Origin of the sequence: Streptomyces sp. NBRC 110028 (assembly GCF_001417735.1) — a bacterium.
Taxonomy (GTDB): domain Bacteria; phylum Actinomycetota; class Actinomycetes; order Streptomycetales; family Streptomycetaceae; genus Streptomyces.
This window is the reverse complement of the sequence record NZ_BBUZ01000027.1, coordinates 128,028-147,640: the sequence shown is the minus strand read 5'-3', so window position 1 is coordinate 147,640 and position 19,613 is coordinate 128,028. Positions and strand designations below refer to the sequence as shown.

At 72.7% G+C, this 19,613-nt stretch carries 16 protein-coding genes and 4 pseudogenes; 9 read left to right on the top strand and 11 right to left on the bottom strand.

Translation table 11 applies throughout. The annotated features are described in order from the left end of the window. Positions 1-32: 32 nt before the first annotated feature. The 4 genes and pseudogenes from ASC60_RS39355 to ASC60_RS17835 all read right to left on the bottom strand — a co-directional run. Positions 33-532 (bottom strand): annotated as a pseudogene (locus tag ASC60_RS39355) (triphosphoribosyl-dephospho-CoA synthase); the annotation flags it as partial. Next, a pseudogene (locus ASC60_RS17845) lies at positions 533-802 on the bottom strand (dihydroxy-acid dehydratase); the annotation flags it as partial. 78 nt (positions 803-880) lie between these two features. Further along, positions 881-1,540 (bottom strand): response regulator transcription factor, encoded by a 660-nt coding sequence (locus tag ASC60_RS17840; protein ID WP_055552044.1) that lies wholly within the window; start codon positions 1,538-1,540, stop codon positions 881-883. Beyond that, a complete protein-coding gene (locus ASC60_RS17835; RefSeq protein ID WP_055552042.1) occupies positions 1,528-2,802 on the bottom strand; it encodes a sensor histidine kinase in 1,275 nt (424 codons plus the stop codon). Before ASC60_RS17835 ends, ASC60_RS17840 begins: the two co-directional genes overlap by 13 nt. 171 nt (positions 2,803-2,973) lie before the next feature. Between ASC60_RS17835 and ASC60_RS17830 the strand changes: the two genes are divergently transcribed. The 4 genes from ASC60_RS17830 to ASC60_RS17815 all read left to right on the top strand — a co-directional run bounded on the left by ASC60_RS17830 (position 2,974) and on the right by ASC60_RS17815 (position 8,658). Continuing rightward, complete coding sequence (locus tag ASC60_RS17830; protein ID WP_055552040.1) at positions 2,974-3,219, top strand: hypothetical protein; 246 nt, start codon at positions 2,974-2,976, stop codon at positions 3,217-3,219. Continuing rightward, on the top strand, positions 3,216-3,980 hold the full coding sequence (locus ASC60_RS17825; RefSeq protein WP_055552038.1) for an ABC transporter ATP-binding protein: 765 nt from the start codon (positions 3,216-3,218) through the stop codon (positions 3,978-3,980). Before ASC60_RS17830 ends, ASC60_RS17825 begins: the two co-directional genes overlap by 4 nt. A gap of 2 nt (positions 3,981-3,982) precedes the next feature. Then, a complete protein-coding gene (locus tag ASC60_RS17820) occupies positions 3,983-6,529 on the top strand; it encodes an ABC transporter permease (protein WP_055552035.1) in 2,547 nt (848 codons plus the stop codon). A 290-nt stretch (positions 6,530-6,819) separates the two neighbouring features. Further along, positions 6,820-8,658, top strand: a complete 1,839-nt coding sequence (locus ASC60_RS17815) for a glycoside hydrolase family 15 protein (RefSeq protein ID WP_055552033.1) — start codon at positions 6,820-6,822, stop codon at positions 8,656-8,658. A gap of 29 nt (positions 8,659-8,687) precedes the next feature. Here ASC60_RS17815 and ASC60_RS17810 read toward each other — a convergent pair. The 3 genes and pseudogenes from ASC60_RS17810 to ASC60_RS40850 form a co-directional block, all read right to left on the bottom strand. Further along, positions 8,688-9,444, bottom strand: a pseudogene (locus ASC60_RS17810) (NPP1 family protein). A 53-nt stretch (positions 9,445-9,497) separates the two neighbouring features. After that, positions 9,498-12,485 carry a SpoIIE family protein phosphatase gene (locus ASC60_RS17805; protein ID WP_234356997.1) on the bottom strand — a complete coding sequence of 996 codons (2,988 nt, stop codon included), beginning with the start codon at positions 12,483-12,485 and terminating at the stop codon, positions 9,498-9,500. A 128-nt stretch (positions 12,486-12,613) separates the two neighbouring features. Further along, positions 12,614-12,922, bottom strand: coding sequence for an FCD domain-containing protein (locus ASC60_RS40850; RefSeq protein WP_370592936.1), 309 nt, complete (start codon positions 12,920-12,922; stop codon positions 12,614-12,616). Positions 12,923-13,011: 89 nt separating this feature from the next. On the opposite strand from ASC60_RS40850, the gene ASC60_RS17795 reads away from it, so the two are divergent. Further along, entirely contained in the window at positions 13,012-13,245 is a 234-nt protein-coding gene (locus ASC60_RS17795; RefSeq protein WP_055552031.1) for a hypothetical protein, read from the top strand. 22 nt (positions 13,246-13,267) lie between these two features. Here ASC60_RS17795 and ASC60_RS17790 read toward each other — a convergent pair whose 3' ends face one another. Beyond that, a complete protein-coding gene (locus ASC60_RS17790) occupies positions 13,268-13,744 on the bottom strand; it encodes a hypothetical protein (protein WP_055552029.1) in 477 nt (158 codons plus the stop codon). 304 nt (positions 13,745-14,048) lie between these two features. On the opposite strand from ASC60_RS17790, the gene ASC60_RS17785 reads away from it, so the two are divergent. Genes ASC60_RS17785 through ASC60_RS17775 form a run of 3 tightly spaced genes read left to right on the top strand, consistent with a single transcriptional unit; the run spans position 14,049 to position 17,228 of the window. After that, on the top strand, positions 14,049-15,353 hold the full coding sequence (locus ASC60_RS17785) for an extracellular solute-binding protein (protein ID WP_055552028.1): 1,305 nt from the start codon (positions 14,049-14,051) through the stop codon (positions 15,351-15,353). A 35-nt stretch (positions 15,354-15,388) separates the two neighbouring features. Next, positions 15,389-16,279 carry a carbohydrate ABC transporter permease gene (locus tag ASC60_RS17780; RefSeq protein WP_199830983.1) on the top strand — a complete coding sequence of 297 codons (891 nt, stop codon included), beginning with the start codon at positions 15,389-15,391 and terminating at the stop codon, positions 16,277-16,279. Positions 16,280-16,286: 7 nt separating this feature from the next. After that, positions 16,287-17,228, top strand: coding sequence for a carbohydrate ABC transporter permease (locus tag ASC60_RS17775; protein WP_370592930.1), 942 nt, complete (start codon positions 16,287-16,289; stop codon positions 17,226-17,228). Positions 17,229-17,245: 17 nt separating this feature from the next. Here the strand turns inward: ASC60_RS17775 and ASC60_RS42955 are convergent, their stop codons facing one another. Next, positions 17,246-17,389, bottom strand: coding sequence for a substrate-binding domain-containing protein (locus ASC60_RS42955; protein ID WP_234356996.1), 144 nt, complete (start codon positions 17,387-17,389; stop codon positions 17,246-17,248). A 217-nt stretch (positions 17,390-17,606) separates the two neighbouring features. Here ASC60_RS42955 and ASC60_RS42950 point away from each other — a divergent pair, with 217 nt between their 5' ends. Beyond that, positions 17,607-17,897 carry a hypothetical protein gene (locus ASC60_RS42950; RefSeq protein ID WP_055552023.1) on the top strand — a complete coding sequence of 97 codons (291 nt, stop codon included), beginning with the start codon at positions 17,607-17,609 and terminating at the stop codon, positions 17,895-17,897. On the opposite strand, the pseudogene ASC60_RS42945 reads toward ASC60_RS42950, so the two are convergent. Next, positions 17,891-18,230, bottom strand: a pseudogene (locus tag ASC60_RS42945) (ABC transporter substrate-binding protein); the annotation flags it as partial. The gene ASC60_RS42950 and the pseudogene ASC60_RS42945 sit on opposite strands and share 7 nt — an antisense overlap. Before the next feature lie 176 nt (positions 18,231-18,406). Next, positions 18,407-19,495 (bottom strand): LacI family DNA-binding transcriptional regulator, encoded by a 1,089-nt coding sequence (locus ASC60_RS17765; RefSeq protein WP_055552021.1) that lies wholly within the window; start codon positions 19,493-19,495, stop codon positions 18,407-18,409. Positions 19,496-19,613: the final 118 nt, after the last annotated feature.

Genomic DNA, 19,613 nt, shown 5'->3' with positions numbered 1-19,613 from the left:
TGGCCCCGGCCCCGGGGGCGATCCGCGGGCCGGGCCGTGGCCGGGAGCGTGTCCAGGAACAGCGCCCCGGCCAACACCGCGGCGCTTCCCCGGGGCGCCACGCCCGTCTCGCGCAGCCCGGCGTCGAAGGCGGCGAGGGCGGCGGCGCCCGGGGCCATCGCGGTGCCGCCCGCCTCCAGCACACCGCGCGCCCCGTCCTGCACCCGCCGGAGGGCGGGCGGCCCCGCCTGGTACAGCGGGCCGGTGTCCTGGAGGGTGCTCATCACGGTGAGCAGCGCGTCGAGGCGGGCCTGGGTCTCGGTGGCGCCCGCGGCCCGCGCCGTGGACAGGGCGTCCAGGGCGCGGCGTACGTGCGGGAAGGCGGCCCGCGCCTCGCCGCGCGCGCCCGCCGCCCCGTAGGTGGCGGAGACCTGCGACCCCGCCGAGGGCCTGCGCGGGGCGCCACGGTCGGCGTGGGTCGCGAGCTGCCGGGCGGTGGCGGTCAGCTCCCGGGGGGGGCCGCGCCGGGCCGCAGGGCGGCGGCCGCGACCAGCGTCGGGCGCAGCAGGGTCTCCCCCAGCGACGGCACCGGAAGCTCCAGCGGCACCCCGCCGGATTCCCACACCCCCCGTTTCACATGGTCGGCGATCTCGCGGAAGTGGCTGTTGCAGGGCGTGAGTTCGGACCAGGTGTTGCAGATGACGATCTGTGGGCGTCCGTCGAAGGCGTGGTCGGGCAGGCCGCGCCGCATCCAGGCACGGTGGATGAACGCGTCGCGGGACTCGCCCTCGTACCACTGCCGCGACCGCTGTGTGCCACTCATACGAGCCTTCCCAGCTGTCGACGATCCGTGCGGGGGAACGCTGCCCACAAAGGCGCCGTTCAGGCCCCGGGGCACCGGTCAGGCCCGGCGGTGGGCATCCTCCAGGTAGTGCAGCACGGCGGCCACGCGCCGGTCGGTCCGGTCGGTGGGGGCCAGCTGGAGCTTGGCGAAGATGCTGCGGATGTGCTTGTGGACGGCGCCCTCGGTGACGACGAGCCGTTCGGCGATGGCGGTGTTGCCGAGCCCTTCGGCCATCAACTCCAGGACATCGCGTTCGCGCGGGCTGAGCCGCTCCAGCCGAGTGTCGGGCCGGGTGCGGGCGAAGAGCTGCGCGACGACCTCGGGGTCGATGGCGGTGCCGCCGTCGGCCACCCGGTGCAGCGCGGTCAGGAACTCCTCGACCCGGCCGACCCGTTCCTTGAGCAGATAGCCGAGCCGGGCGCTGCCCTCGGCGAGGAGGTCGGTGGCGAAGGCCTGCTCGACGTAGGCGGACAGCACGAGGACGGCCAGGTCCGGGCGGCGGCGCCGGGCCTCCACGGCCGCGGCGATCCCCTCGTCGGTGTGGGTCGGGGGCATCCGGACGTCGACGATGGCGACGTCGGGCGTGTGGGCCGCGACGGCGTCCAGGAAGTCGCCGGGGGTGCCGGTGGTGGCCACGACGTCGAGCGATTCGGCGCGCAGCAGCAGCGCGAGCCCTTCGCGCAGCAGCGGATCGTCCTCGGCGATCACAATCCGCATGGCAGGCTTACCTCCAGGGTGGTGGGCCCACCGGGTGGGCTGGTCAGGGCGAGTGTCCCGTCGTGTGCTCCGACGCGGCGGCGGATGCCGAGGAGCCCGGATCCGCCGTCTTCGTCCGCTCCCCCGCGGCCGTCGTCGGTGACGTGCAGCCGCAGTCGTCCGTCGTGGCGGCGGACGGTGACGTTGACGTTCCGGGCGTGGCTGTGCCGGGCCACGTTGGTCAGCGCCTCGGCCACCACGAAGTAGGCGGTGGCCTCGACGGACGCGGCACACCGGCCGGGTACGTCGGCGTCGATACGGCAGGGCACCGGGGAGTCGGCGGCCAGGCCGGTGAGCGCGTCGGTCAGGCTCCGGTCGGCCAGCACGGGCGGCAGGATGCTCCGGACGACGCCGCGGAGTTCGGCGAGCGCCTGCTCGGCGGCGCTCTGGGCCTGTTCGAGGATGGCGTCGGCGCGGGACGGGTCGCGGGCCACGGCGCGGCGGGCCGCGCCGAGCAGGACGGTGACGGCGACCATGCGGTTCTGCGTCCCGTCGTGCAGCGACCGCTCGATCCGCCGCAGCTCGGTGGCGTGGGCGTCCAGCGCGGCGGCCCGGGTCGCGGTGAGCTGGGCGACGCGCAGGGCCAGGTCGGTCCCCGAGGCGGGGGTGAGCAGTCTCCGCCCGGGCCACGCCTGGAGCCACGCCAGGCTCGGTGCCACGCCCCCGGCGACGGCCATCCAGCCCAGGCCCAGCAGGCAGACCCCAAAGGCCCCGGGCCAGTCCTCCACGGTCCACAGCGGCAGGGGGGAGGGGGTGGCCGCCTCCGGTGGCACCAGCCGCCACCACACCGGGAACGCGGCGTCGGTCGCCGCGCTGAGCGGCAGCGTCAGGCCGGTCAGCGCGAGGAGGAGCCCGAGGGTGGCGTGGCAGACCAGCCAGCGCAGCTCCCGCCGGGTGGCGCGATCCGCGACGGCGGCCCGCAGCCGGAGGGGCACCGGGTCCGGGCCGATGATCTCCGGGCCCCAGCGGGACAGCCGGGCGCGCTCCCGGTCGGCGACGGCCCGCACCCCGCGCAGGGCGGTGGGCACCAGCAGCAGCCCCACCCCGACGAGGCAGGCGAGCGCGGTGGCGGTCAGCCACACCAGCATGACCAGGGCCAGGATCGCCGTGCCGAGCCCGCCGACGAGGTGTTCGAAGGCGTCCAGGGCGGTCCGGGCGCGGGCGAACGCGTCCCACGGCCGGGTGGGTCCGGGGGTCGCCGAAGTGGTGTCTCGCGTGTCCATCCCCACCTCCTGGAGCGTGACAATAGGGCACCGCGTGAGACGCCGTCACCCCGCCCCGGGGCGGGGTACAGCCTGCTGTACCCCGGGTCTCCCGCTGGCCGGATCGCCGGTGGCGGCGCCGCTTCGTAGCGTCGGTGTGCACCCAACGCACCGACGTACGAGGAGCTTGACGTGACGGACGATCCCTACCGTGGATTCGCGGCCCCGCGGGAACCACGACCCGACCGGCCCGCCGAGGACGGGACCGGGTTCGTCCGCCCCGTGCTGTGGCTGCTGCTGGTGGTCTTCGCGGTCGCCAACATGGTGACGTCGTCCGTCGGGGGCCTGAACGTGTTCATCGGCATCGGCTTCGGCCTGGCCACCCTGGCGTGCGGCATCGCGCTCGTCGTCCACCACCGCGGGCAGCGGCGGTCATGAGGCTCTTCCGCACCCAGGACCACCAGACCCTGACGGCCCGCCGCACCCTGGCGGTGGAGCTGGACGGCGTCAGCAAGACGTATCCCGGCGGGGTCCGCGCCCTGGACGAGGTGTCGCTGGCCGTGGAGCGCGGCACGTTCCTCGCCGTGATGGGGCCGTCCGGCTCCGGCAAGAGCACCCTGATGCACTGCGCCGCCGGTCTGGACTCGCCGACGGAGGGACGCGCCTTCATCGACGGTACGGAGATCGGCGGGCTGGACGAGGCCCGCCGCACCGCGCTGCGCCGGCGCTCCGTGGGTTTCGTCTTCCAGTCCTACAACCTGGTGCCGTCGCTCACCGTCGAGGACAACATCCTGCTGCCGCTGCGGCTGGCCGGTGAGAAACCCGACCGGGCGTGGGTGAGCGGGCTGATCGAGCGGGTCGGGATGGCGGGGCGGCTCGCCCACCGCCCGGCCGAGCTGTCCGGCGGGCAGCAGCAACGCGCGGCGATCGCACGGGCGTTGGTGTCCCGGCCCGCGGTGGTGTTCGCCGACGAGCCGACGGGCGCGCTGGATCTGCGGACCGCCCGTGAGGTGCTGGGGCTGCTGCGCGACCTGGTGGACGGCCTCGGCCAGACGGTGGTGATGGTCACCCACGACCCGGCCGCCGCCGCGCGGGCGGACCTCGCGATGGTCATGGCGGACGGGCGGGTGGTGGAGACGCTGAAGGCGCCCACCGCCGCCGAGTTGGCGCACTGCGTGACCACGCTGGAAACGGAGTGACGATGCTGTACCTCGCATGGCACATGACGCGCCGCAGGATCGCCGTGCTGCTGGCCGTCATGTGCGCGACGCTGGGCGGCGCGGCGATGGTCACCGGTATCGGTGTGCTGGCCGAGTCGGGGTGGCGTTCGCACGCGCCGGTCGACCGGCTGGCCACTGCCGATGTCGTCGTGTCCGGCCGCCAGACCCTCCGCCCGGAGGGTGATCTGCCGATCGCGCTGCCGGAACGGGCCAGGGTGCCGGGCGGTCTCGTGGGCCGGGTGGCGAAGCTGCCCGGCGTGGCCGCGGCGGTGGGCGATCGGAGCTTCCCGGCCTCGGTCGTCACCCGGGGTGGCGAGGCCGTACCGGCGGACGATCCGGGGGCCACCGGCCACGGATGGTCCTCGACCGCTCTGCTGGAGCGCCCCCGTATCACCGGTACGCCCCCGGCCGGTCCGCACGACGTGGCCCTGGACCGCCGCACCGCCGAGGCCGCGGACGTCGCGCCCGGCGACCGCGTCACGGTGACCGCCGTCGGGCGCCCGGCCCGCTACCGGGTGTCGGCCGTGGTGGACACCTCGGCAAGCGGTCTGTGGTTCGCCGACGCCACGGCGGCGCGGCTGACCGGCCACGGCTCCGGCTCCGGCTCCGGCTCCGGCTCCGTCGATCTGATCGCGGTGCGTGCCGAACCGGGCGCCGCCGGCTCGGTCGCCGCCGAGGTCCGCCGCGCCCTGCGGGGCAGTGAGCTGACGGTGTCCACCGGGGCGGACCGCGGTGACGCCGAGGCGCCCGGCACGGCCGCCGCCCGCTCCCTGCTGCCCGCCCTCGCGGGGTCGCTGGCCGGGATCACCCTGCTGGTCGTCGGGTTCATCGTGGGCGGCGCGCTGTCGGTGTCGATCGCGGCCCAGCGACGGGAACTCGCCCTGATGCGCGCCGTCGGCGCGACACCGAAGCAGATCCGCCGCCTCGCCGGGGCCCAGGCCGCCATCATCGCGGTCGTCGCGGCCGTGCCAGGTGCCGCCCTCGGCTATCCGCTGGCCGAGCGGTTCCGGCGGCTGCTGGTCTCCCACGGCATGCTCCCGGACGTGCTGCCGCTGACCTTCAGCCCGCTTCCGGCGGTCGCGGCCGTGCTGCTGCTGATCGCCGTCGTATGGGTGGCGGCCCGGGGCGCCGCGTGGCGCACCTCGCGCCGGCCGGCCACCGAGGCGGTCGCCGAGTCGCGCAGCGAACCCCGCGCCCCCTCGAAGGCGCGCGCCCACGCCGGTCTGGCGCTGATCGCCGTCGGCACCGGCGCGTCGGTCACCCCGCTGCTGGTCCGTTCGCAGGCCGGGGCGGCGGCCACCGCCATGGCCGGTCTCCTCGCGGCGATCGGGCTCGCCCTGGCCGGTCCCGCCCTGGTCGGCGGCGTGGGCCGGCTGCTGGCGCGGAAGCTTCCCGAGAAGGCCTCGGCGCCGACCTGGCTGGCCGTGGCCAACAGCCATGGATACGCGCTGCGCTCCGCGGCGGCCATCAGCACCCTCGCGATGGCCGTGGTGTTCACGCTCACCTACACCCTGACCCAGACCACGGTGAGAGCGGCCACCTCCAGTGACCTCCGCGACGCCACCCGGGCGCAACTCGGGGTGAGCGCGCCCGCGCTCGGGGGCGTGCCCGCCGATGTGCTCCCCGCGCTGCGGGACACTCCCGGCGTACGGGCGGCGGCCCCGGTCACCTCGACCACCGCCGTGTGGACGTACCGGCTGCTGGGCGAACCCGAGGCCGAGAGCGGTTCCGCGCTGGTGCTGACCCCGGAGGCCTCGGGCGTCCTCGACCTGGAGGTGCGCGACGGCAGCCTGGCGGGGCTCACCGGCGCCACCGTCGCCGTCTCCACCGATGTCGCCGGGTCGCGCGACGCACACGTGGGCAGCCGGGTGGACCTGGTGCTCGGCGACGGCGCCCGGGTCACCGCCCGGGTGGTGGCCACGTACGCGCGCGGCCTCGGTTTCGGCCCCGTGGTGCTCTCCGGGGACCTGGCCGCCGGACACACCACGGCGGGCCTCGACCAGAGCGTTCTGGTCCGTACGGACGGCACCGAGGAGGCCCGCCACCAGGTGGCCGCGCTGGTCGCGTCCCGGCCGGGGCTGGCGCTGGACGACGACCGTTCCGGGCCGGGGCTCCCAGGTGTGGGCGGCACCGCGCCGGAGCTGTGGATCAACATCGCGGTGCTCGCCGTGCTGCTCGGCTATCTGCTGCTGGGGATCGCCAACAAGCTGATCGCCACCACCACCCAGCGGCGCACGGAACTCGCCGCGCTCCGGCTGATCGGCGCCGCACCGCATCAGATCCGGGCCATGATGCGGCGCGAGGCGGCGCTGATCTCCGGCCTGGCGCTCATCACCGGGCTGGCGCTGTCCGTCGTCCCCCTGGTGCTGCTGTCCGCCGGTTTCCTGCACCGCCCGTGGCCCGCGGGCCCGGCGTGGCTGGCGCCGGCCGTCGCGGTCGTGGTGGCGGGCATCGCGTTCCTCACCATCGAGCTGCCCACCCGTCAGGCGCTGCGCGTCCCGCCCGCGCAGGCGCTCGCCCGCACCTGACGGACGCGCTGGTCCGAGCGGCTCGATCGGCTCCTCCGGTCCGCTCCCCGGGGCGCGGTCCGGCCGGGCCTCGGAGGGGGCGGGGCCGCGGCGGTGGGGGCCCTCCGCGCGAGGATGCGGGCGCAGGTCACGGGCCTGCGGGAGGCCAGGCCGCCCGCAGGTCACCGGCCTGCGGGAGGCCAGGCCGCGCGGGTGCCGATGCTGCCGGCCATCGCCACGGACGCTTCGTGGAGCGTACGGACGTATCCTGAAATCCGAGGTACCGCGACCGGTGAGCGCGGGAGGTTGCGATGACCGTCGCCCGGAGCCTTCGTCCCCGCAGGACGGACACACCCCGCTATCTGCCCATCGCGGAGCACGGCCTGATCGGCGATCTGCGGACCGCCGCGCTCGTCGGCACGAACGGCACGATCGACTGGTACTGCCCCACCCGGTTCGACGCGCCCAGCGTCTTCGCCTCGATCCTGGACGCCGACCGCGGCGGCGCGTTCGAGCTGGCCCCGGACGCCCCCGCCCGGACGAAGCAGTTCTACTTCCCCGACACCAACATCCTCATCACCCGCTTCTTCGCGGACGACGGGGTCGCCGAGGTCCAGGACTTCATGCCGGTCGAGGACGACTCCCGGGAGGCCGACCGGCACCGGCTGATCCGCCGGGTGCTGTGCGTGCGCGGTTCGCTGCCGTTCACCGCGCGGGTGGCGCCCCGCTTCGACTACGGGCGGCAGCCGCACACGGTGAGCGACCGGCAGGGCCACCTCACGGTCTTCGACTCCCCGGACCTGTCCCTCGCGCTGACCTCCAGCGTCACCGTGGAGACCGACGGCGTCGACGCGGTGTCCTCGTTCAAGCTGGCCGAGGGCGAGGCCGCGGTATTCGCGCTCGACCGGATCGGCGGCGCGGTGCGGCCACGGTCGTGTCCGCTGGCCGAGGCGGAGCACCTGTTCAACGCCACGGTGCGGTACTGGCGCCGCTGGCTCTCCCAGTCCCGCTACCGCGGCCGCTGGCGCGAGATGGTGCACCGCTCCGCGCTCACCCTCAAGCTCCTCACCTACGCGCCGACCGGCGCCATCGTGGCGGCTCCGACGGCCAGTCTGCCCGAGCAGATCGGCGGGGAGCGCAACTGGGACTACCGCTACGTCTGGATCCGCGACGCCGCGTTCTGCGTCTACGCGCTGCTGCGGCTGGGGTTCACCGACGAGGCCGAGGCGTTCGTGCGCTTCCTGTCCGAGGACATCCGGCTGCGGGACGGCCCCGGCGGGCCGCTGCAGATCATGTACGGCATCGACGGGCGCAGCGAACTCACCGAGCAGAACCTCTCCCATCTGGAGGGCCATCTGGGCTCGTCCCCGGTCCGGTCCGGCAACGGGGCCGTCGACCAGCTCCAGCTGGACATCTACGGCGCGCTGGTGGACTCCCTCTACCTCTACGACAAGTGGGGGAAGCCCCTGGCCAGCGACCACTGGGACACCGTGTGCGAGATGGTCGACTGGGTCTGCGAGCACTGGGACCAGCCGGACATGAGCGTCTGGGAGACCCGCGCCGGCCCGCAGTGCTTCCTGTACTCACGGCTGATGTGCTGGGTCGCGATCGAGCGGGCGATGCGCATCGCCACCCACCGCGGCCTGCCGGCGAACATGCCCCGCTGGTCGCGGACCCGCGACCAGATCTACCGCCGGATCATGCGGCACGGCTGGTCCCCGCGGCGGCACGCGTTCGTGCAGCACGAGGGCGACGACGTGCTCGACGCCTCCGTGCTGATGATGCCGCTGGCCAAGTTCATCTCCCCCGCCGACCCCAAGTGGCTTTCCACCCTGGACGCGCTGGGCGAAGAGCTGGTGTCCGATTCGCTGGTCTACCGCTATGACCCCCAGGCCAGCCCGGACGGGCTGCGCGGTGAGGAGGGCACCTTCTCGATCTGCTCGTTCTGGTACGTCGAGGCGCTGTCCCGGGCCGGACGGCTGGACGAGGCGCGGCTCGCGTTCGAGAAGATGCTGACGTACGCCAACCACTGCGGGCTGTACGCGGAGGAGATCGGCCGCACCGGTGAGCAGATCGGCAACTTCCCGCAGGCGTTCACCCATCTCGCGCTCATCAGTGCCGCGTTCAATCTCGACCGTGCCCTGGGCTGACCCGGGGGCGGTCAGGCGACGCGTGGTGGTCAGGCACCCGGGTCGAAGGGGATGCCCGACGGCTTGGCCTTCTGGAGGTGGGCGGCGAAGTTGCCGTCCTTCAGGCCGAAGTTGGCGCTGCCGAAGTCGGCCTGGCTCAGCTTGTCGCGCAGGCCCGCGGGGTAGCCGTTCCAGCCGACCAGGGTGGGGAACTGCCAGGTGTGGTGGTCGTTCTCGGGCGGTTCGTCGCCCGTGTTCGCGGGGCGGAACGCGTGCGTGCTCAGCCCGTCCTTGTGGTAGACGACCTTCGGGTGGTTTCCGTCCCACCGGATCTTGTCGCGGCTGTAGGTGGTGAACCCGCCGTGGGCGGAGGTGGAGACGTACTGGGCCTGGTTGTTCTGCACCCACACCACGACGTGTTCCCAGTCGTGGCGGTGTCCGCCGATCGACGCCTGGTCCTTCTCGAAGTAGAGGCCGTACATGACGGCGCACCATCCGTTGTCGCACTTCGAGCGCGCGTATCCGTTGGTGTTGTCGAGGTCCGGGGCGTCGTGGCACTGCCCGCTCGGTGACCCGGACGGGTTGAGCCCGCCGTTCAGCGTTCCGTCGGGGGCCGATGGCGGGGGTGGGGTAGCAGCCGTCGGTGTCGTAGTCGTAGGCGGGCTGGAACGTCTGCTCCAGCGCGTCCGCGTTGCCCGGCAGGGCCTTCGGCGGGTCCGCGAGAGCACTTCCGGGTAAGGCGACGACCAGGGCGATGGCGCTGCCGAAGACGAACGAGACCTTGCGGATGCGCGAGCTTCCGGGCACTGCGTCCTCCTGGTTGACCTCGTACCACACGGGCGAGAATGCCAACCAGGAGACTACGTCGACTGCCCTTCGTCCAGGGCGCGTTCAGGATCGCTGGGCGGGATGGGCTGTTCCGTCCAGATGCACTTGCCGTCGGCGGTGTAGCGCGTCCCCCAGCGCTGGGAGAGCGCGGCGACCAGCTGCAGGCCGCGTCCTCCCTCGTCCATCTCGGCGGCGCGGCGGATCCGGGGTGTCGTGGCGCTGCCGTCCGAGACCTCGCAGATGAGCGACCGGCCACGGAGCAGGCGCAGGTGGACGGGTCCCTTCGCATGCCTCACGACGTTGCCGACCAGCTCGCTGGCGAGGAGTTCGGTGGTCATGACCAGTTCGTCGAGATGCCACTCCCGCAGCAGTCCGCGGACGTGGTCGCGCGCGAGGGAGGCCGCCACCGGCTCGTCGGGGAGCCGCCAGACGGCGATGTTCTCGGGGGCGGTGCGGTGCAGCCGGGCGACGAGCACGGCGGTGTCGTCCGCGGTCAGCTGCTGGACGGGCAGCATGGTGTCGATGAGGGTGTCGCAGAGGCGGTCGAGCCGTCCGCGCTCCTCGCGGTGGTTCTCGCCCGGCCCGCGGGCCGGGGGCGGATGGCCGGGTACGGCGAGGCGGTGGCCGAGGTCGGTGGCGAACACCCGGGAGCACTCGGCGATGCCCACGTCGATGTCGCGGGTGGCCGACTCGACCAGGCCATCGGTGTACAGCACCAGCAGGCTGTGTCCCGGCAGCCGCAGTTCGGCGGTGGTGAACGGGGGTTCGGCCGCGCCCAGGGGCGGGTCGGGCTCGATGTCCAGGCACTCCACGGTTCCGTCCGGGCGCACCAGGAGCGGCGGGGGATGTCCGGCGCGCGCCATGGAGCAGACCCCGGAGACCGGGTCGTAGACGGCGTACAGGCAGGTGGCGAAGGAGTCGTCGCCGAGGTCGCCGACGATGTCGTTGAGGTGGGCGAGGACCTCTTCGGGCGGCAGCTCCAGGTTGGCCAGTGTGTGCACGGCGGTGCGCAGGCGTCCCATGGTGGCGGCCTCGGCCAGCCCGTGGCCCATCACATCGCCGATGACGAGCGCCACCCGCTCCGCGGACAGCGGGATGATGTCGTACCAGTCGCCGCCGACCTCGGTGCCGCTGCTGGCCGGCAGATACCGTACGGCCGCGGTGACGGCGGACGGCGTGGGCAGGTCCTGGGGCAGCAGACCGCGCTGCAGCGCCTGGGCGCGGGCGTGCTCGGCGTCGTAGAGACGGGCCCGGGCCAGGGCGTGGGCGACCATGCCGCTGAGAGTGGTCAGCAAGGTGCGCTCGTCGCCGGAGAAGCCGTGGGGCTCGGTGAAGGCGACGACGCACACGCCGTTCGGCTCGCCGGAGGCGATCAGGGGCAGCAGGGCCCAGGCGTTCTTCTCCGCGAGTGCCGGATAGCCGGCGAGACCGGGCGCCAGCTCGACGTACTCCTCGGCCGAGGAGATGAAGCGGGGCTGGCGCGAGGCGAGCACATCGTGGAGCAGCGGGTGGCTGTCGGCCGCCGCGATCCCGTCGATCTTGTGCAGGAACGCCTGCGGATACCCCACGGCCCCGACCACGTGCAGCCGCTCGGCCTCCAGCACCTGGATCAGCAGGCCGGAGGCGGCGAACGGGGACAGCATGTGGGTGGCGGCCACGCGGACGACGTCGTCGGTGGTCACCGCCTCGGCGAGCGCGCTCGTCAGCCCGCGGATCCTGGCCGCCTGCTCGGCGGCGGACCGTTCGGCCGCCTCGCGCCGCGCGGCCCGGTTGCGGGTGTCGGTGACATCGGTGAGGTAGGCCGTCAGCCCGTCGGGCCCCGGGACCAGCCGTATGTGGTACCAGCGGCCGTCGGTGGGCCACCGGAGGTCGAATCCGGTCGGTGTGCCGTCGAGCGCGGCGTGCCGGCAGCGGGCCTCCAGGCCGGGGACCAGGCCCGCGGGACCGTCCCACAGCGGCCCGCCCAGCACGTCCACGGACGGGCCGACGAGGCGCTCGGCCTCGACGTTGAGGAAGGTGATCCGCCACTCCCGGTCCACCGCCAGGAACGCGTCGCTCATGAAGCGCAGCGCCTGCCCCACGGACTCCCGCGCGATGCGGCTCTCGGTGGTGTCCCACACCCGGCCGATCATGCGGATGGGTTCTCCGCGCCCGTCGAGCACCAGATGGGCGCGGCTCTGGACCCAGCCGGTGGTGCCGTCGGGGCGGCACACCCGGTATTCGGCCTCGTACAGACCGTGCCCGTCCAGCGCCTCCTGCGTGGCGGCCATGACCCGTGGCACGTCCTCGGGGTGGATCAGGCCGACCCAGCTTTCGATGCGGTGTTCGTAGTCCTCCGGTATGCCCAGGAGGGTGAGCCCCGCCGCGTCCCAGACCATCTCGCCCGTACGGATGTCCCACTCCCAGGAACCGACCCTGGCCGCCACCAGGGCCTGGCGGAACCCGGAGGCGACCGGCTGCTGCTGCCACCACGGGTGGGCCCGGCCCGCCACGGGGGAGAAAGCCGAGAGCCGCCCGGAGGCCCAGTCGGCCATTTTCACCAGGAATCCGCGCTGCTCGGCGGTGGGCGCGCCGGGCCCGGTGAACACGGACAGCGCGCCGACGGGGGCGCCATCGGCGAAGAGCGGGACGGCCGCCACCATGGTCGCCCGGGGAAGCCTCCCGTACGCGTACGGCCGGGCACCCCCGGTATCCGGGCCATGGCCGTCGAGGGCGGGCATCCAGACGAACGCGCCGTCCTGTACGGCCCGGGCGGGGGCGAGCGCGGGGTCGCCCTCCCGGATCTCCTCCCACTCCCGGAGGACGGACCGGGGGAGCCCCCCGGCGAGCACCAGGCGCAGCTCATGGCTGCCCGCGGGCCCGCACGACCAGTGCACCGCTCCCGCGATGCCGCCCAGCTCGGAGACCGCCTGCGTCAGGGCGTACTCCATCACCTCGCGGTCCGTGAGCTGCGCGCCGACCGCCGAGAGCAAGGGAAGCCGCTCGTCGCACCAGGTATGCGCGCGACCCACCGGATCCATTGACATATCGGTATATACCCTAAGGTGTGTTCGCGGCACGATCGAGGGTCATGCGGCGCCCTGTCGAATTCTTAGCGCCCGGTCGGCCATGTCGACCCCCGGTCCGGCCGCGTCCCGCGTGCGGCGCGTCACGCACGCAGCGCGTCGATCACGCCCTCGAGGTGGGTGCGGACGGCCGCCTCGGCCGCCCGCGGGTCCCGGGCCCTGATCGCTTCGATCATGGCCAGTTGCTCGCTCAGGGATCGCTGGGAGCGCCCCGGCCGCAGAGCGAGCTGGAAACGGTGGCGTACCAGCTGTGCGTTGAGCCGTTCCAGCAGCTCCACGGCCACCTGCTGGCCGGAGATCTCCCTGATCCGGGCGTGCAGTTCGTGACATCGCCGCGCCGAGGCCGGCCAGTTCGGCCAGCTGCTCCGCTCGGCGAGTTCGTTCGCCACCAGCCGCTGGGCGGGTGATCGCTCCGACTATGCTGATCACGCGCTGATGCGTGCGATGCGGCAGGCCACTTCGGTGGCGGGAAGGTGGGGACGTGTCCAAGCCTGTGCGTGCGGCGCTCGGGGACCGATGGATCACATGCATGTTCTGCGAGGGGAGCTTCTTCCGCGACCGCGAGGTGAAGCTCAACAGCTCGGGGGCGGAGTTCCTCAACCTCGCCTGGGCGAACGAATCCGCGACGGGGCTGATCTGCTGGGACTGCGGCTATGTCCATCTCTTCGCGAACAAGGACGTAGAGCTGTACAAGACGAAGAAGGGCGAGGTCTGACGCCCGCCGCCCGGTGCGGTGTTCAGACCGGGTGGATGGCCAGCTTGAACTCGGCGAGCACCAGCCTCGCCGGGGAGCCGCCGTTGTGAGAGACCATCAGCGCCAGCGGTGTCCGCGGATGGACGAACATCTCGTGGTGCTTGGTGAAGCACTGCATGCCGGGGCTCGGGGGCCGGTGGTCGGTGGCGGTCGAGTCCGCGCCCGTCGACAGCCCGAGCGGATCCCGTACGAACCGGTCCCGTAATTCGCCGTACCCCCCGGCCTCCCACTGGATCATCGCCGTCAGCGCACCCCACCCGTCGGCCGAGGGCCATATCAGCCCCGCGCGGTCATCGGTACGCCAGTTCTTGATCGTGTAGCCGTCGGGCTGGACCACCTGATGCATGCCCAGGGCGTCGTAGGACTCGGCGGTGCCGAAGGGGAACCGCACCACGCGGTACCCGCCGGGCGGGATCACCTGCGGTTCAGCGACGGCCAAGGAACAGATCTGCACGGCCACGACGCCTCCAGCGGGTCGGCCGGGGCGAGCCCCGGGGGTGCGGGGTGATCCTGAAACGTGGGGTCAGTCTGCGTCGGCGCGTGCCGCCTGTCCAATGAACCCCGCAGCATGGGCCGAAGAGCGGACGTTCCGAGGTGTACCAGGTCTTTACAGCGATGTAAGCGGGTGATGGCATACCCCTGCCCGCCGAACCGCTCTTCCCCGCACCGGAGTTGTCCATGCCGCGTCCCGCCACATCGCCGCCCGATATCCCGAACAACGTTCTACTCCCCGAATACCCCTGCCCGTCCGGCGAGGAGCGACGATGACCGGTCCCACCCGGCGCGGCCTGCTGAGAGGGGCGGTGTACGGCGCGGGCGCGGCCGCCACCGGGTCCGCGCTCAGCGGCTGCGGTTCGCTCGCCGGGAGCGTGACGAGCGGGGACGAGATCCGTTACTGGAACTTGTTCACCGGCCCCGACGGCGGGCTGATGAAGGACATGACGCGCAGCGTGGAGAAGCGCGTACCGGGTCTCAAGGTCAGGACGACGGTGCTGGAGTGGGGCCCGCCGTACTACACCAAGCTGGCGATGGCCTCGGCCGGCGGCCGCTCACCGGATGTGGCCGTCCTGCACCTCGCCCGGCTGGCGGGCTACGCCCCCGGCGGTCTGCTCGACCCCTGGGACATGGACCTGATGGCCGAGTTCGGCCTGAAGCGGGACGACCTCAACCAGACGCTCGTCGAGCGGAGCCTGTACCAGGGCACTCCGTACGCCATCCCGCTGGACACCCACCCGTTCGTCGTCTTCTTCGACCGGGACGTCCTGGACAAGGCGGGGCTGCTCACGGGCGAGGGGCGGCTGGTGCCCTTCGAATCGCCCGAGCACGCCCTGGAGCTGATGGACAAGCTGCGCCGGTCCGGTGGCAAGCTCGGGCCCGTCTTCGGCCATGCCAACGACCCGGCGATGAGCTGGCGGATGTTCTGGTCGCTGTACAGCCAGACCGGCGCCACCTTCGACCTCTCGGGCGAGCGGGCGGAGATCGACGAGGACACCGCCGTGGAGGTGGTGGGCTTCATGGCCGAACTGGCGCGTGACAGCCGCACGATGGACGTCCCGACGGCGATCGCCGCCTTCGCGGGCGGCCGGTCGCCGATGATCTTCTCCGGCGAGTGGGACATGGCCACCTACCGGACCACCCTGAAGGACAGGCTGGGCGGAGCCCCCCTCCCCACCGTCTACGACCGCCCCGCGGGCGCGGCCGACAGCCACGCACTGGTGCTGCCGCACCAGGACGACCCGGACCCGGAGCGCCGGCGGCGCACCCACCAGTTCGTGGCGGAGCTGGTCCGGTCCGGGCTGACGTGGGCGGCGGCCGGCCATATCCCGGCGTACCTCCCGGCGGTCTCGTCCGCCGCGTACGCCAAGCTGCGGCCGCAGTCGGAGTACGCGGACGCCGCGAAGCAGCTCGCGCTCGACCCGCCCGTGTGGTTCGCGGGCTCCGGCTCGGACTTCCAGACGCGGATGTCCCAGGCCCTCGACCCCGCGATCGGCGGCTCGTCGGCGGCGAAAGCGGTACGCACGATGGTCTCCCAGATCAACGCCCTGCTGGCCCAGCCGAATCCGGCCTGATGGCGACGGCACCGCAACGGACAAGGAGCATCGTCATGACGTCCGCCCCCACCCCCTCGCGGCGGGCCGCCTCCGGGTCCGGGTGGCTGTTCGCCACCCCCTTCCTGGTGTTCTTCGGGCTCTTCCTCGTCGTGCCGCTCGGCATCGGCCTGTGGATGAGCCTCACCGACGCGAGCCTGACCGGGTCCGGTGGCGGCACCTTCGCCGGCCTGGACAACTACACCGAGGCGCTCGGCGACAGCCAGGTGTGGCGGACCCTCGGCAACACGGTCTGGTTCACCATCCTGTCCACCGTCCCCCTCGTACTCATCGCCCTGGTGATGGCTCTGCTGGTGTACACGGGGATGCCGGGGCAGTGGCTGTGGCGGCTGTCCTTCTTCGCCTCACATCTGCTGCCGGTCGCGGTGGTCTACCAGATCTGGAACATGCTGTACCAGCCGGACCGGGGGATGCTCAACGGCCTCCTGAACGCGGTCGGACTCGATGGCATCGGCTGGCTGACGGACGAGAAGTACGCGATGTGGTCCATGGCGCTGGTCACCCTGTGGTGGACGGTGGGCTTCAACTTCCTGCTCTACCTGGCCGCGCTGCAGGCCATCCCCGACCACCTCTACGAGGCGGCCGCGCTCGACGGCGCCGGGGCGTGGCGCCGGCTGTGGTCGGTCACGCTGCCGCAGCTGCGCCGGACCACCGGGATGATCGCGGTGTTGCAGGTGATGGCGTCGCTGAAGGTGTTCGACCAGATCTACCTGCTGACCAGGGGCGGCCCGGACGGGACCACCCGGCCGATCCTGGAGTACATCTACGACACCGGCTTCACCAACTACCGGCTGGGCTACGCCTCGGCGATCTCGTACGTGTTCTTCGCCGTCGTCATCATCCTCTCGCTCGCCCAGTTGAAGATCTTCTCGCGCAGGGAGGACTGATCACGCCATGGCCCCCGACACACTCTCACCCCGTACGCCGGGAAAGACGCGCTCGACCATGCCCCGGGAGGTGGCCCGGCGCCGCCGCCACGGCGTCGGCCGGGCCTGGCACCCCACGCTCGGGACCGGGCCGCTCCCCCGCGTGGTGACCCTGCTGGCGCTGGCGCTGATGGCGGTGGCCTGGCTGGTGCCGTTCGGCTGGGGCGTGGACACGTCGTTCAAGTCGGAGGTCGACGCGAGCGCGTCGGGCGTCGACTGGCTCCCCGACGCGGGCTTCACCCTCGACGCCTACCGGACCATCTTCGGCCAGGGCAATCTCCCGGTGTGGGCGGTGAACAGCGTGGTGATCGCCGTGTGCGTCACGGCGCTCACCGTGGCCGTCTCGGCGATGGCGGCGTACGCCTTCTCGCGCACCCTCTTCCGTGGCCGCCGGGTGCTCTTCGCCGTCACCGTGGCCTCGATCATGGTGCCGCCGCAGATCCTGATCGTGCCGCTGTTCCGGCAGATGCTCGCCATGAACCTCGTCGACACCTACGCGGCGGTGATCCTGCCGCAGGTGGTGGCGCCCGCGATGGTGTTCATCCTGAAGAAGTTCTTCGACGGCGTTCCGCGCGAGCTGGAGGAGGCGGCCCGGATCGACGGGGCGGGCAGCTTCCGGGTGTTCTGGAACGTGGTCATGCCGCTGTCCCGGCCCATCCTGGCCGCGGTGGCCATTTTCGTCTTCATCAACACCTGGAACAACTTCCTCTGGCCGTTCATCAGCACCAGCGATCCCCAGCTGATGACGCTTCCGGTGGGGCTGTCGACCGTGAAGGACTCCACCGGCCTGCGCAACGCCCAGGAGTCCGCCGCCTCGGTCCTCGGCTCCCTGCCCCTGCTGGTCGTCTTCATGCTGTTCCAGCGCCGCATCGTGAAGTCGGTGGCCACCACCGGACTGGGAGGCCAGTAGGCCCCCCTAGTGCCGCGTCAGGTGCTCAGGCTGGGCGTGCTGTAACGGGTGGCCTCGATGTCGTCGAAGCCCATCAGGGCCACGTCCTCGGGGACCCGCAGCCCGCGCTCGTACAGGGCGCGCAGCGCGCCGAGGGCCAGCGCGTCGTCGAAGCAGAACACGGCGTCCGGTGGTCCGGGCTCGTCCAGCAGGCCTCCATAGCCAGCGCGCCCTCCCGCAAGTGGTAGCGGGGTGCCTTGCGCTCCTGCAGGGGGTCCAGCGGCAGCCCCGCCGCCTCCAGCGCCTGGCGGTAGCCGGTCCTGCGCAGCAGGGGGTGCCGAGGTACGGCTCGGGACACGGGCCGACGGCGGCGATCCGGCGGCGGCCGCCGCGGATCAGATGGGTCACCGCCTCCCGGGCGGCGGCCACATCGTCGATGACCACCTGGTCGGTGAGGCCGCCGCTGGGGCGTTCGCCGATGAGCACGAGCGGCACCGCGCCGAGATGGCTCGCGAGGGTGGTGCCGTGCAGGGCGAGCGGGCTGACCACCAGACCGTCCACGAACTGCTCGCCGAGGCCGTGGATGACGGACGCCTCCCGGTCCCGGTCGCCGAGGCGGTCATCATGACGGCCAGCGGCACGATCGACAGCAGCGCGCCGGTCAGCACGAGGCCGGTCAGGTCGCGGTAGATGGTGAAGGCGGGCGCGGAGCTGGTGGGAACGCCGTAGACCTTGCCCTGCACTCGAGACCAGGGTCGTCACGTATGCGGCGGTGTTCTGCACCTGGCAGGGGGCGTTGCCCGCCTTGACGGCGCGGGTCAGCTGCTTCTGCATCGTCAGCTGGCGGTGACCTTGGTGTATTCGAGCTTGATCTTCCGGTGGCCGACGTTGAACGCCTTGACGACGGCCTCCTGGCCGTTGGCCCAGCCCCAGAAGGGCAGGGTGACCGGTCCGGAGTCCCCGGAGGGAGGGCCCGGGGCCGCCGGAGCCGGATCCGCCGCAGGCGGCGAGCAGACCTGTCAGCGCGAGACCCGCGACGGCGGCTCGGTGATGGCCGGGATCGGCGGACGGAGGCCGAACGGGGGAAAGCGGTAGTAACCAGTTGCTGCGGACGGTAGGCCGGTATGGGTCCGCACTCGACAAGAGGCCGGACGCGGTGAGTTGGAGAAACCGTTTACGACAGTGGTACGTCGCGGTCGTCAGGAACGGCGGACCGGCGGCTGGACGGAGTTCCGTACGACGACATGCGTACCCAGCACCAGATGGGCACCGTCGCCGCCCGCGCGGCGGCCCGTGCCGCCCTCGCGCCGGTCGGCCACCGCGCGCAGCGCGGCCCGCCCCATCTCCTCGTACGGCACATGAACGGTCGTCAGCTGCGGGGTGAGCTGGGAGGCCAGCGGAATGTCGTCGTAGCCGACGATCGAGACGTCCTCGGGGACCCTCAATCCCGCGGCGCGCAATGCCTGCATGGCGCCCGCGGCGACCACATCGGTCCCCGCCAGCACCGCCGTGAAGTCCAGCTCGCGCCGCAGGCCCTCCTCGACCGCCTGATACCCGTGGCCGTAGTCGTACGGGCCGTGGAGCACCATGCCCGGATCGAACGGGAGGCCGTACGCCTCGAAGGCCCGCCGGGCGCCCCGCAACCGGCCCTGGGCCGTGGTGAGTTCGGCGGGTCCCGGCAGTACGAGGACCCTGCGGTGCCCGGCGGACAGCAGGTGGCTGGCCATGGCGTAGGCGCCGCCCTCGTTGTCGTAGTCGACCGTGGTGGCCGCCACGTCGCCCTCCAGGGGCGGCCTGCCGACCAGGACCAGGTGGGATCCGGCGGCGTCGAGGGAGCGGGCGAACCGGGCCATCCTCAGCTGGTACTCGTCGAAGTCGTACGCGCCGCCGAGCAGGACCACCGCGGCGACGCCCTGCTGCCGCATGAGGCTGACCAGCGCGAGTTCCCGCTCCGGGTCGTCACCGGTGGTGCCGACCAGCGAGAGCCAGCCGCGCAGCGTGGCCGCGCCCTCGACTCCCTTGGCCACGTGGGCGAAGGCGGCGCCGGTGATGTTGTTGATGAGGATGGCCACGGTGGGCGTGCCGCCGCCGGCCAGTGAGCGGGCGTGGGCGTTGGTGACGTAGTCCAGGTCCCGTACGACCTTCATCACCCGGCGGCGCAGCTCGTCCGACACCGGATAGTTGCCGGACAGGACGCGCGAGACGCTGGCGACGGAGACGCCCGCGCGCTCCGCGACGTCGCGGATGGTGGCCCGTCCGGCGCCGCCCGACGCCTTGCGCTCGCTCACCGTAGCGGCTCCTTCACCGTAGCGACTTCCCCACCGGCCGGGCCGGGTCCCGCGGCCCAACGCCGGTGCGGGAAACCGTATCCCATCGTTACTCCCCTCTCCGGTGGGCCGCCGGGGC

Excerpts from the sequence above, each read along its gene's own strand:
- ASC60_RS17820 (WP_055552035.1), top strand. The coding sequence starts at position 3,983 with ATGCTGTACCTCGCATGGCACATGACGCGCCGCAGGATCGCCGTGCTG.
- ASC60_RS17775 (WP_370592930.1), top strand. The coding sequence starts at position 16,287 with ATGGCCCCCGACACACTCTCACCCCGTACGCCGGGAAAGACGCGCTCG.
- ASC60_RS17825 (WP_055552038.1), top strand. The coding sequence starts at position 3,216 with ATGAGGCTCTTCCGCACCCAGGACCACCAGACCCTGACGGCCCGCCGC.
- ASC60_RS17835 (WP_055552042.1), bottom strand. The coding sequence starts at position 2,802 with ATGGACACGCGAGACACCACTTCGGCGACCCCCGGACCCACCCGGCCG.
- ASC60_RS17815 (WP_055552033.1), top strand. The coding sequence starts at position 6,820 with ATGACCGTCGCCCGGAGCCTTCGTCCCCGCAGGACGGACACACCCCGC.
- ASC60_RS17780 (WP_199830983.1), top strand. The coding sequence starts at position 15,389 with ATGACGTCCGCCCCCACCCCCTCGCGGCGGGCCGCCTCCGGGTCCGGG.
- ASC60_RS17785 (WP_055552028.1), top strand. The coding sequence starts at position 14,049 with ATGACCGGTCCCACCCGGCGCGGCCTGCTGAGAGGGGCGGTGTACGGC.
- ASC60_RS17805 (WP_234356997.1), bottom strand. The coding sequence starts at position 12,485 with ATGGATCCGGTGGGTCGCGCGCATACCTGGTGCGACGAGCGGCTTCCC.
- ASC60_RS17840 (WP_055552044.1), bottom strand. The coding sequence starts at position 1,540 with ATGCGGATTGTGATCGCCGAGGACGATCCGCTGCTGCGCGAAGGGCTC.
- ASC60_RS42950 (WP_055552023.1), top strand. The coding sequence starts at position 17,607 with ATGGGTCACCGCCTCCCGGGCGGCGGCCACATCGTCGATGACCACCTG.